Genomic DNA, 11191 nt, shown 5'->3' on the forward strand with positions numbered 1-11191 from the left:
GAACCGCACCGGATGTGCGGACAACCCCCTGGACGGCGGAGCCGGTGGCAGGTCACCCTACGTGCCATGACGTCCACGGCCTCCCACACCGTCCCGGCACCCGCGTCGTCGCCGGGTCCGTCGGCGTCCACCGCCCCGACTCGTGTCCTCGCCACGTCGATGGCCGCGGTGTCGGTGGCCGGGATCGTCGCGGGCGTCCTGCTGACGGGCGGCATGTCCGTGCCGTTCACCGAGTGGTTGTTCCTCGTGGCCTGCGCGGCCCTGCCGTCGGTCGGTCTGCTCATCGCGCTGAGGCGCCCCGACAACCCCTACGGCTGGCTGCTGCTCGCCGCCGCCTGCTGCCTCGGCCTCGGCCTTCTCGGGGTGGGCATCCTGACGACGTACGGGGACGGGAGCGGCCCTCTCGCCGTGGCCGCCGTGCTGCTGACCTCGGCGCTTCCCGTCTTCTACGGTCTGAGCTGGGTTTTCATCCCGCTGATCTTCCCCGACGGCAGGTTGCCCTCGTCGCGCTGGCGCCCGGTCGCCTGGATCGCCGCAGCGGCGATCTTCCTGCACTGGCTGGGCATCCTGCTGAGCCCGGACGAGGTCTACGCGCCCCTCGCGTACGGCAACCCGCTGGGGCTCGAAGGCATGGCAGGGCTGCTCGCCGCGCTGGTGGGCGGGTTCGGGCAGCTCGCGGCCTTCCTCGTGTCACTGTCGGTGCTGGTCTCCCTCGTCCTGCGCGCTCGGCGCGGACCCCGCGCCGAGCGCCGCCTTCTCCGCTGGATGGCCCTGGGGGTGGCGGCCGGTCTGAGCGGTTCCGTGCTGACGGTGATCCTCGGGCAGGTCGGGCGGGTCGGGCAGGGAAGCCACGCGCTGAGCTGGCTCGGCGTCGTGACGGCGATGGCGGCCCTGCCCGTAGTGATCACCACGGCTGTGTTCCGCCACAACCTGCTCGACATCCGGGTGGGCATCAGGGGCTCCAGAGTCTTCCTGATCTTCGATCTCAGGCCCACGGTGGACGAGCTCCTGACGGAGCTCGGGCCCGACCTGGAGGAGGTGGAGCCCGTGGAGCAGCTGGGAAGGCTGGCGGAGGCCGTACGGGCGGGCCTGGAGACGCGCTGGGCCGCCGTGACGCTCGCGGACGGCACGCGGGTGGTGGCGGGCAGGGAGGACGGTGAGGCCGTGCTCACCGTCCCGGCGGGGCTGGGGCAGATCGCCTGCGGACCCAAGGTCGTGGGGCGCCTCAACGCCGAGGACCGCAGGCTGCTCGGCTCGCTCGCGGTGCCGATCGGGCTGGCGATCCAGAGCGCGGGCCTGGCGGCACGCCTGGTCAACGCCCAGGAGGCCGAGCGGCGGCGGATCGAGCGCAACATCCACGACGGGGCGCAGCAGCAGCTCGTCGCGCTGATCGCGGGGCTGGAGCTGGCCCGCGCCACCGGCGGCGGCCCCGACAGCTTGACGCTCCTGCGCGAGCAGGCTCGCCAGACCCTCGCCGACCTGAGGGAGCTGGCGGCGGGCATCCACCCGTCCGTGCTCAGCCAGGGCGGTCTGGCCGAGGCGGTCGAGGAACGCTGTTCGCGGCTGCCGGTGGCCACGACCGTGACGGTCGATCCCGCGCTTCGCTCGCGGCGCTTTCCCGACGAGATCGAGGGCGCCGTGTACTTCACGGCCAGCGAGGCCATCGCCAACGCGCTCAAGCACGCCGACGCCTCCAGGATCGAGGCGCGGCTGGCCTGGTCGGGCGGGCGCCTGCGGGTCGCGGTCTCCGACGACGGCAGGGGTTTCGAGCGGGACGGGTCCGGCCACGGGGGCCTGGGCGCGCTCGCCGACCGGATGGCCGCGCTCGGCGGCGGCCTCGACGTCTCCTCGACGCCCGGCGAGGGCACCCTGGTCAGCGCCTGGGTTCCCGTCCCGGACTGAGGCGCGGAACGGGGGGCAGGGGCGACGCGTTCGGCCCGTGCGTCGGGCTGGGGTGGCAGGCCGGACGGACAGCCGGACCGGTGCGCCGGAGGGAGAGGGGCGGAACAGGCCGGGAGGCCGGGTCAGCCGAAGACCGCGGGCGGGGGGACGGGGATGACCACGGCGTCGCCGTCGTGCAGGGGCCGGGCTCCGGCGATGAAGTTGACGATGTCGTCGCCGTACACGCAGCGGGCCTGGGTGAGGCCGCCCGCGGCCCTGCGGGTGAGACCCGAGACGGGCAGGGGCAGGCGGGAGGCGGCGACGATGAGGTTGCCGAAGCGCCGTCCCCGCATGACGCCGGGTTCGGCGAGCAGTACGACCTGGGGGAAGGTACCGCGGACGGTGGCGAGCACCCGGCGGACGAAGGCGAGTCCCTTGCCGTCCGCGACGTTGATCAGCACGGTGCCGTCCGTGCGCAGGACGCGGGCGACGTCGCCCATGTACTCGGAGGTGGCGAGCTCGATCGGCATCGTGGCGCCGCTGAAGGCGTCCAGCACGAGCAGGTCGGCGGAGGCGTCGCCGAGTCCGGCGGTGGCGGTGCGGCCGTCGAGGATCCTGACCTTGAGCCGGGGCACCGACTTCAGCCGGAGCTGGTCCCTGACGAGCTGGACGAGCCCTTCGTCCGGCTCGGCGACGATCTGCCGGGACCCCGGGCGGGTCGCCGCGACGTAGCGGGGCAGGGTGCAGGCGCAGCCGCCCACGTGCACGGCGTCCAGCGGACCCTCGCGGAGGAGGTCGACGACGTCGGCCATCAGCCGGACGTACTCGAAGTCGAGGTAGGTGGCGTCGTCGAGGTCGACGTACGACTGCGGCACACCGTCCTTGGAGACCACCCAGCCGGAGGGCCTGTCGAGGTCCTGCAGGAGATCGACCTCGCCGAAGGTCACCGGATACCGTCCCGGCATCGGCTCCCGCGCTTCCCGCCTGCCCATCGGTGCGGTCCTCTTTTCCCTGATGCGAATCCGTGGGTTCCTGATGCGAACCCGAGGGGAAACCATATGCGCAGTGGCGACCGGTCGGCGTCCGGGTGGGGCGGATCACCGTCTGCACGGTCCGGCGTGCGGCGCCTTGTTCTGGCCGAGGCTCTCGCCGAGTCGACGCCGTGTAGGACGGATCACAACCTACGAACGCGTAACTTACGCTACCGTAGGTTCATGGCCACGTCCCTCACGGAAACGCTCACAGAGTCCGTCAAGCCGCGCCTGCGCGGCTGGTTGCACGCCGGGACGCTGCCCGTGGCGCTCGTCGCGGGCTTCGTCCTCGTCGCGCTGGGCCCCACCCTGGAGGCGAGGCTCGCCGCCGTCGTCTACGCGATCACCTCCGGCCTGCTTTTCGGCATCTCGGCCACCTATCACCGGGGGAAGCTCTCCCCGGGCCTGGAGGAGGTGCTGCGGCGCCTCGATCACGCCAACATCTACCTGATCATCGCGGGCACCTACACCCCGTTCGCGCTGCTCGCCCTGGACGGTGTGGCGGGCGCGGTGGTGCTCGGCGTGATCTGGACCGGCGCGATCGCCGGGGTCCTCTTCCGGGTGCTGTGGACCGGCGCTCCCCGGTGGCTCTCGACCGCGCTCTACATCGGCCTCGGCTGGACGGCCGTCTTCGTGCTGCCCCAGCTCGTGGAGGGTGCGGGGACGGTCGCGGTGGCCCTGCTCTTTCTGGGCGGGGTGCTCTACACGGCGGGCGGGATCGTGTACGGCATGCGCAGGCCCGACCCCTCTCCCGGCTGGTTCGGCTTCCACGAGGTCTTCCACGCCTTCACCGTCGCCGCCTACCTGGCGCAGTACGTGGCGGTCTCGCTGGTGGTCTACGCGGCGACGTGATCCTTCCCACTGCCTTGTCGCACGACAGGCCGATTTGACCGGCTGATGGTCTCGGCGGGGGCGGGCTCGGGGAAGGAGAACGGTCATGCGGGAAGGCCGGGCCGCGCGGTCCGATATTCACGCCCAGACCACGCGTATGCAAGAAAATCTTCACAAGAACCGGCCTTGACACGTAATGTCTCCGTGTAGATGTGCGAACAGCGGGGGATCATCTTCTCGGATCACCGTGGAGGGGACATGGACGTTCATGGCCGTCTCGCCCGTCACCTGCTCGTCGACGGCTATCGGCTCGTACTGGACCTGGAACGGAGCCGGGGGTCCCGGCTCGTCGACGCCGGCTCCGGCCGGAGCTACCTCGACTTCTACTCCTTCTTCGCCTCGGCCCCGCTCGGGGTGAACCCGTTCGACGACGATCCGGAGTTTCTGGCTCTGCTCGGCAGGGTCGCCGCGAACAAGCCCGCCAACTCCGACCTCTACACCGCCCACCTCGCCGACTTCGCCGAGACGTTCGCCCGGGTGCTCGGTGATCCCGAACTGCCGCACCTGTTCTTCGTGGAAGGCGGCGCCCTCGCCGTGGAGAACGCGCTCAAGTGCGCCTTCGACTGGAAGAGCCGCCTCAACAGTTCGCGGGGACACTCGCCGGAACTCGGCACCAAGGTCCTCCACCTCACCCGGGCCTTCCACGGGCGCAGCGGCTACACCCTCTCGCTGACGAACACCGACCCGATCAAGACCGACCGCTTCCCGAAGTTCGACTGGCCCAGGATCGAGGTGCCCGCGATCCACCTCGGCGACGTCGAGGCGGCCGAGGAACGGTCCCTGGCCGCGGCGCGGGCGGCCTTCGAACGCCACCCCCACGACATCGCCTGCTTCATCGCCGAGCCCATCCAGGGAGAGGGCGGCGACAACCACATGCGGGCGGAGTTCCTGCTCGCCATGGAACGGCTCTGCCACGAGCACGACGCCCTCTTCGTCCTGGACGAGGTGCAGACCGGCGCGGGGACCACCGGGACCCCCTGGGCGTACCAGCAGCTGGGCCTGCGTCCCGACGTCGTGGCCTTCGCCAAGAAGGTCCAGGTGGGCGGGATCATGGCGGGCCGCAGGGTCGACACGGTGCCGGGCAACGTGTTCCAGGTCAGCGGCAGGATCAACTCCACCTGGGGCGGTGGGCTGGTCGACATGGTCCGCTCCCGCCGGATACTGGAGATCGTGGAGCGTGACGGCCTGATCCCGCGTGCGGGAAGGCTCGGCGCCGAGCTCCTCGCGGGGTTGCTGGAGATCCAGGAGCGCTTCCCCGACCTGGCGGAGAACGCGCGTGGACGCGGCCTGATGTGCGCCTTCGACCTGCCGGACGCCGTGGAACGCGATCTCCTGGTGGCCCGCCTGCGGGAGGAGGAGGGCGTGCTCGTCCTGCCCTGCGGAGAGCGGTCGGTACGGTTGCGTCCGGCGCTCTCGATCACCTCGGCGGAGCTGGGGGAGGGCACGTCCGCCATCGCCCGGGCCCTGGAGGCGTCCCGCTGCCTGCGGCTCACCGCCTAGCACGGACCTGACGGTCCCGGGCCGGCGGGCGCTAGTGGCGCTGCGGCTCCTCGTGCGCGGCCCGTTCCAGCCACAGGTCGATCGCGGTGACCCGCGAGTCGACGCCGAGCTTGGCGTATATCCGGTTCACGTGGTTCTTCACGGTCTTCTCGCTCAGGAACAGGTGCTGGGCGATCTGCCCGTTGGAGCGCCCCATCGCGATCAATTCCATGACCTCGGTCTCACGCCTGCTCAGATCCGTAACGGCTCTGGGCTCCGCGTCGAACGGGGCATCGTCGACTCTCATCCGGCCTCCGTGGCTGAAACACGGTCAGGTCGCCGAAACCCCCGGTCCTAACGGCGTTGCGATAGCAGCGAGCATAACCTGCAATATCCACTTTTGGTGGGTAATAGTGCCGGAAATGCGGAACGGCCGGTCCTTAAGGACCGGCCGTTCCAGTGGGGTGAGCGAGGGGACTTGAACCCCCGACATCTAGGACCACAACCTAGCGCTCTGCCAACTGAGCTACGCCCACCATCGCCGCCGCAGCAGCACATGAAAAGTGTAGCGGTCTTTGGGAGTCGTTTCGTACCGGGTTTCTCGTGAAACGTTCAAGGCCGACGCGTGGACACGCTCTCGGCCAACTCCCTCGCGGTGGCGGAATCGGGGCCAGGCTGGGACACGAAGACCGCCGCGCGGTAGTAACGCAGCTCCCGGATGCTCTCGACGATGTCGGCGAGCGCCCGGTGGCCGCCCTGCTTCTCCGGCGAGGCGAAGTAGACCCGGGGGTACCAGCGGCGGGCCAGCTCCTTCACCGAGGAGACGTCGATCATCCGGTAGTGCAGGAACCCGTCCACGGCGGGCATGTCGCGGGCGAGGAAGGAACGGTCCGTGGAGATGGAGTTGCCGCACAGCGGGGCCTTCTTCGGCTCCCGGATGTGGCCCCTGATGTATTCGAGCACCATGGACTCGGCCTCGGCCAGCGTGACGCCGCCCTCCAGCGCCTCCAGCAGGCCGGAGGCGGTGTGCATCTCCCGCACCACCTCCGACATCTGCTCAAGGGACTCGGGCGGGGGTTTGATGACCACGTCCACCCCCTCGTCAAGCTGGTTCAGCTCGCCGTCGGTGACCACGCAGGCCACCTCGACAAGCGCGTCACGGCCAAGGTCGAGCCCGGTCATCTCACAGTCGATCCAGACCAGCAGGTCACTCATAGCCCTCAGGGTAGTACTCACTTCAGGGCAGCTTGAATGACTTGATCACCTTGTCTACTGCAGATATGTCTAGATTGTCCGGTATGGAGACGTAGGCCAGCGCCGGACGGGTGTTCTCGCCACGGTCAACGATCAAGAACGCGGCCCGCTCCCGCTTCCACTTCCAGCCGTTGACCTCGGACTGCTCGGAGAAGTCCAGGTCGAAGACGAGCAGCCAGGCGTCCTTGCCGCTCACCTTGACGGCCTTGTCCTCGACGATGTTCCGCTTGTGCGGAGGGCTGTAGAAGGCGGGCTCCACGACCTGCAGCAGGGTCGCGGCGGCCGAACGCAGGCTGCCGACGCCCTGGTAGCCGTACTGGTCGGGAAGCTCGCCGGTGAGCACGTTGCCGAGCCAGTCGCCGCCCCTGCCGTCGAAGTTCTCCTGGGCGACGGCGATGGCCGCGCTGTTCCAGACGAACCCGAGCCCGCCGCCGACGGTGGGAGGCACCTCCCAGGGCCCCTCGGGCATCTCGAACGACAGGCCGGTCACCGGGTCCGTGACGCGCCCGTCCACCGCCTGGGGCGGCGCGCTTCCCGAGGGCGCGGGCGTCGCCTCGGGAGTCGGCTCGGTGGGCTCCAGGCTCGCCGTGGGGGGTGGTGTCCGGGGCGCGGGAGACCTGCCCGCGGTGTTCGTGCCGTCGGGGTTCATCAGGTACATCGCGGCGACCACGATCACGATCACGAGGATCAGCGCGCCTCCGCCTCCCAGGATCCACGGGAGAGGGCTGCTCTTGCGCGGCGGAGGCCCGGACGGGTAGCCGCCGTGCGGCGGCATGGGCATCTGCGCCGTGTCGCCGTTCGGCGACCCGCCGCCCCACAGTGGCTGTCCCGTGCCCGCCGCCCCGGGGCCGGCCTGCTGGGTCCACTGGCCGGTGGGACCACCCCCGTGCGCCCCTTCCCGCGCGGGAGGCGGGCCCGCCTGCCGGGAGTCGGGTCCCGCCGGGTGCTGCTGGAGGGAGGGGCCGGTCCGCGGCCCCTCCGCCGTGCCCTGTCCGGCGGGAGCGTCCGCCTGGTGGGTGGCGTCGGTCCACTGGTTGCCGTCCCACCACCGCAACAACGGTGAGCCGTAGGGATCGGGGTACCAGCCGGAGGGGGTCTGCGTGGTCATGGCCGCCAGAGTAGTAAGAACGGCTTTGTGTCGCATTGTGGACCTTGGTGATCAATCATGAACATTTGTAGGCGAAGGTAGCCTTGTCCTGGATCTTCTTCCCCTCGGGTACCGGGGAGAGCAGCACCAGGGTGGCGGTTCCCTTGAAACTTCCCTCACCCTTGACCGTCCACTCCAGGCTCACCTCGTGCGAGGTCGTCCCGGACGGGATCTGGTCGGTCTGCGCGATCGGCTTCTTACGATCGCTCCGCTTCCACTGGTAGCGCACCTCGCCGCCCGCGCCGTTGGTGGACAGCACGCCGGTGATCTTTACCGTGGTGTCGCACCCCTGCGTCTTCTTCGGGGCGCTGACGTCCACCTTCGTCACCTCCAAAGGCGTCGCCGAACCCCGGAACAGCCAGAGTGCCAGCGCGCCCACGACCATCAGCGCGAGGATCACCGAGGCGAGGATCGTACGGCCGCGTCTTCGACGCGCACGGGGGGCCGCACCCGCGTCGAGCCTGCCGGAGGGCGGTTCGGTCTGCTGCTGGTCCCTTCCGGCCCGCCAGAGCTGGGCTGCCGTGGTCTCGGAGGGCACCCCGGGACCGAACCTCATGACCACCTCCTCGGCCCCCCGCCGGTCGCCCCCGGGGGCCCACTCGCCGGTCTCCCGGGCGCGCGGCTCATCGGCCCTCGGGACGTGCAGCAGGGTCGCGATCTCCCCCTCGTCCGGGGCCGGCCGTACGGGGGCCGCGGGACCGCCCGGAGCGGGTGCCTCGTGCGCCGGCCACAGGTGCAGGGTCTCCACGAGCCTGTCACGGGTGGTGAACCCGGACGGCAGCACGTCGCGCCCGGCGAGCAGCGCGTCCCGCGCGGGGGCGAGCCCCCTGGTGGAGGCCGTGGCCGCCGCCCTCTCCAGCAGGGCCGCGGCACCGCGATCGGCCGAGGCCCAGGTCGCGGCGAGCCCTCGGGCGAGCGACGCCCAGGCCGCCACGTCACGTTCCGGTGCGGAGGGGCGGCCGAGAAGGGCGTCGGCCAGCCCTCGCCCGGTGAGCAGCGCCGACCCGTCCGAGGCGATCACCACGGTGCCCGGGTGAACCTGTCCGTGGGCGAGCCCGGCGGCGTGCACGGCCAGCAGCGTCTGCGCGGTCTCCACCAGGACGGTGGCCGCGCTGCCCGCGTCGGGCCGGGACGATCCGGGCGAGAAGGCCGGCCCGGCAGAGAGCAGGTCGCCCACCGTCGGATCGACCGGTTTCGAGGTGATCAGCCAGACCTCGTCCCTCGCCGTGATGAGGTCGGCGACCGGGACCAGCCCGGTCACGCCGCCTCGCGCGAGCCCGCGATCGGCGAGCACGGCCGCGACCAGCCGCTCGCGCGCCGCGGGATCGGCGACCAGCCGCGGGTCGAATCTGAGCGCGCCGGCCGGTCGTCCGTCGGGCGCGACGGCCGACGACCAGACTCCCAGGTCGTCCGCCCGGGTACGGCCGGTCAGCCGGAACCCGGCGATGTCTCCGCGATCGGTGCTCATGGGGTGATATTCATGATCGCGATCGTTCCCCTGTCTACCGGTCTACCGGCGTCTCCGGTGCCGTCCTGCCATGCCGCGCTTGACGGCCAGTGTGAACGGTACGACACCGCTCGTCACCAGGCCCAGTGCGAGGAACGCCGCGGGGGCCGTCTCGACCGGCGGCAAAGGCGAGCTGGAGAGGGTGGGAGGCGGCTCGGTGCCCGGTGAGGAGGGGTCCGTGCGGGTGGGAGTGGGCTCCGGGGGCGGTCCCGACGGCGTTCGCGTAGGGGATGTCCGGGTCGGCTGGGCCGTGGGCTGGGTGGGGGCGGTCGTCGGCCGGGTCGGGGTGGCCGACGGCGGCGCGGTGGTGGGCCGGTCCGGGTCGCGGGGGCCGCCGTCCAGGGTGGTGCTCTCCTCCGGGGTGGGCTCCGTGGACGGCCGCCGCGTCGGGGTCCTCGTCGGCCGGGTGGTGGGCCTCGTGGTGGGCCTCGCCGACGCTGTGGGCGTCGCGGCCGCCGACGTCGCGGTGGGTGCCACGGGCGGAGGACCGGAGGTGGTCGTGGTGCTCGGCGTCGGCGTCGGCGTCGGGGTGGGGGTGCCCGCGGACGGAGAATCCTCCACAGGCTCGTCGAGCTCGTCGGGGTCGTCCTCGGGGGCGAGCGTCTCCAGCGGGTCGGAGGGGGAGGGGCTGTGCGAGGTGACGGCACCCTGCGACTGGATCTCCGTGGGGTCGCCGGAGCCGACCAGCACCGCGGTCAGCCCGCCGATCACCGCGATGCAGCCGACACCGACGAGGATCTTGATGCCCAGCCTGCCGACCGAAGAGGTTCTCGTCCCGTCGAGGTCGCCGCCGTCGAGCTCGGTCATGGCCAGCGAGGTGTCGGCCCCGGGAACGGGCGCCTCCATCGGGAACATCCCGGCGAGCAGTCCGGCGACCGCGGCCAGGCGACGCCGGCCGCGGTCCTGCCAGTCGGGGCCGTAGGCGTCGGCGGCCACCGCTTCGAGTTCGGTGAGGAACGCGCTCGCGGTCGGCGGCCGGTCGGCGGGGTGCTTGGCCAAGCCGCGTTCGACCAGTCCCTGCAGGGCGGAGGGCACCTCCTCGACCGGCGGCGGCATGATCTGGTGCTGGCGGGCCAGCGCGGCGACGTTCGTGGCGCGGAAGGGCCGGGTGCCGGTCAGGCATTCGAAGAACACGACGGTGGCGGCGTAGACGTCGGTGGCGGGTCCCGCGGGCCCGCCCACCCACTGCTCGGGGGCCATGTAGGGCGGCGTGCCCGCCGGGAGGTCGCCGTCGCCGGAACGGACCGCGATGCCGAAGTCGACGAGCTTGCTCCTCCCGTCGGCCTCCACCATCACGTTCTCCGGCTTGAAGTCGCGATGTACCACGCCCGCCGAGTGCGCGGAGGCGAGCCCCAGGAGCGAGCCCTTGAGCACGAGCAGCGCCGCCTCGGGACCGGTCGGCCCCTCGGAGCGCAGCAGCGCGCGCAGGGGGACGCCGTTGATCAGCTCCATGACGATGGCCGCGCCGTCGCCGGTTTCCACGTAGTCGTACAGCCGGACGGAGTGCGGGCTGCTCAGGGCGTTGAGCAGCCTCGCCTCGTGCCGGAAGCGCGCCACGAACCCGACGTCGCTCCTGAGCTCGTCGGACAGATACTTGATCGCGACCATGATGTCGTCGGCGTCGTGCCGAGCCATCACCACACGCCCGGCCGCACCGGCGCCCAACTCGCGGATCTCGGTGTATCCGGGGACTCGCCAGGCCGATGGCGTGCCGTACATAACGGTCTCCTCAGTTGTCTGGGCCCCCACCCATAACAGACGAACCGCAGCTTAGCGATAGATAACGGCATTCCGCTCATTAACCGGGGATCAGTCTCACAGAGTGGAGCTGATCAGTGATTATCCACCGTGGCCGGCCCGGACGGGCGGCTTTCGCGACAGGACCGAAATCCCGATCAATCCTCGGTTTCGGCGCTACGTCGCGGTTCGCCGGCGGCCTCACGACGGCCCGCCGGGCACCGGCGACCGGCTCCTCCGCCGACGCGGTGGAGGAGCCGGTCG

At 71.3% G+C, this 11191-nt stretch carries 9 protein-coding genes and 1 tRNA gene; 3 read left to right on the forward strand and 7 right to left on the reverse strand.

Annotated elements, in window-relative coordinates:
* The first annotated feature begins 66 nt into the window (after positions 1-66).
* Positions 67-1902 carry a histidine kinase gene (locus tag AB0B90_RS32060; RefSeq protein WP_362926170.1) on the forward strand — a complete coding sequence of 612 codons (1836 nt, stop codon included), beginning with the start codon at positions 67-69 and terminating at the stop codon, positions 1900-1902.
* 122 nt (positions 1903-2024) lie between these two features.
* On the opposite strand, the gene AB0B90_RS32065 is transcribed toward AB0B90_RS32060, so the two are convergent.
* Complete coding sequence (locus AB0B90_RS32065) at positions 2025-2873, reverse strand: fused MFS/spermidine synthase (RefSeq protein WP_350945243.1); 849 nt, start codon at positions 2871-2873, stop codon at positions 2025-2027.
* Between the two features lie 222 nt (positions 2874-3095).
* Here AB0B90_RS32065 and AB0B90_RS32070 point away from each other — a divergent pair, with 222 nt between their 5' ends.
* Together AB0B90_RS32070 and lat are read left to right on the forward strand one after the other, a co-directional pair.
* The gene (locus AB0B90_RS32070; protein ID WP_350945244.1) at positions 3096-3764 is read left to right on the forward strand and encodes a hemolysin III family protein; all 669 of its coding nucleotides are present in this window, start codon (positions 3096-3098) and stop codon (positions 3762-3764) included.
* Between the two features lie 237 nt (positions 3765-4001).
* Complete coding sequence (gene lat, locus AB0B90_RS32075) at positions 4002-5303, forward strand: L-lysine 6-transaminase (RefSeq protein ID WP_362926171.1); 1302 nt, start codon at positions 4002-4004, stop codon at positions 5301-5303.
* Positions 5304-5334: 31 nt separating this feature from the next.
* On the opposite strand, the gene AB0B90_RS32080 is transcribed toward lat, so the two are convergent.
* The 6 genes from AB0B90_RS32080 to AB0B90_RS32105 form a co-directional block, all read right to left on the reverse strand.
* Complete coding sequence (locus AB0B90_RS32080; RefSeq protein ID WP_350945246.1) at positions 5335-5589, reverse strand: LuxR C-terminal-related transcriptional regulator; 255 nt, start codon at positions 5587-5589, stop codon at positions 5335-5337.
* Between the two features lie 153 nt (positions 5590-5742).
* Positions 5743-5818 (reverse strand) — tRNA-His (locus AB0B90_RS32085).
* Between the two features lie 76 nt (positions 5819-5894).
* On the reverse strand, positions 5895-6497 hold the full coding sequence (gene orn, locus AB0B90_RS32090; RefSeq protein WP_350945247.1) for an oligoribonuclease: 603 nt from the start codon (positions 6495-6497) through the stop codon (positions 5895-5897).
* 22 nt (positions 6498-6519) lie between these two features.
* Positions 6520-7644 (reverse strand): DUF2510 domain-containing protein, encoded by a 1125-nt coding sequence (locus AB0B90_RS32095; RefSeq protein WP_362926172.1) that lies wholly within the window; start codon positions 7642-7644, stop codon positions 6520-6522.
* A 55-nt stretch (positions 7645-7699) separates the two neighbouring features.
* Complete coding sequence (locus AB0B90_RS32100) at positions 7700-9151, reverse strand: hypothetical protein (RefSeq protein ID WP_362926173.1); 1452 nt, start codon at positions 9149-9151, stop codon at positions 7700-7702.
* A gap of 42 nt (positions 9152-9193) precedes the next feature.
* Positions 9194-10909, reverse strand: a complete 1716-nt coding sequence (locus tag AB0B90_RS32105; RefSeq protein WP_350945250.1) for a serine/threonine-protein kinase — start codon at positions 10907-10909, stop codon at positions 9194-9196.
* Positions 10910-11191: the final 282 nt, after the last annotated feature.

The organism is Streptosporangium sp. NPDC049078, from assembly GCF_040648855.1.
Lineage (GTDB): Bacteria > Actinomycetota > Actinomycetes > Streptosporangiales > Streptosporangiaceae > Streptosporangium.

Coding starts and splice junctions, on each gene's coding strand:
- AB0B90_RS32060 (WP_362926170.1), top strand. CDS start 67: ATGACGTCCACGGCCTCCCACACCGTCCCGGCACCCGCGTCGTCGCCG.
- AB0B90_RS32065 (WP_350945243.1), bottom strand. CDS start 2,873: ATGGGCAGGCGGGAAGCGCGGGAGCCGATGCCGGGACGGTATCCGGTG.
- AB0B90_RS32070 (WP_350945244.1), top strand. CDS start 3,096: ATGGCCACGTCCCTCACGGAAACGCTCACAGAGTCCGTCAAGCCGCGC.
- lat (WP_362926171.1), top strand. CDS start 4,002: ATGGACGTTCATGGCCGTCTCGCCCGTCACCTGCTCGTCGACGGCTAT.
- AB0B90_RS32080 (WP_350945246.1), bottom strand. CDS start 5,589: ATGAGAGTCGACGATGCCCCGTTCGACGCGGAGCCCAGAGCCGTTACG.
- orn (WP_350945247.1), bottom strand. CDS start 6,497: ATGAGTGACCTGCTGGTCTGGATCGACTGTGAGATGACCGGGCTCGAC.
- AB0B90_RS32095 (WP_362926172.1), bottom strand. CDS start 7,644: ATGACCACGCAGACCCCCTCCGGCTGGTACCCCGATCCCTACGGCTCA.
- AB0B90_RS32100 (WP_362926173.1), bottom strand. CDS start 9,151: ATGAGCACCGATCGCGGAGACATCGCCGGGTTCCGGCTGACCGGCCGT.
- AB0B90_RS32105 (WP_350945250.1), bottom strand. CDS start 10,909: ATGTACGGCACGCCATCGGCCTGGCGAGTCCCCGGATACACCGAGATC.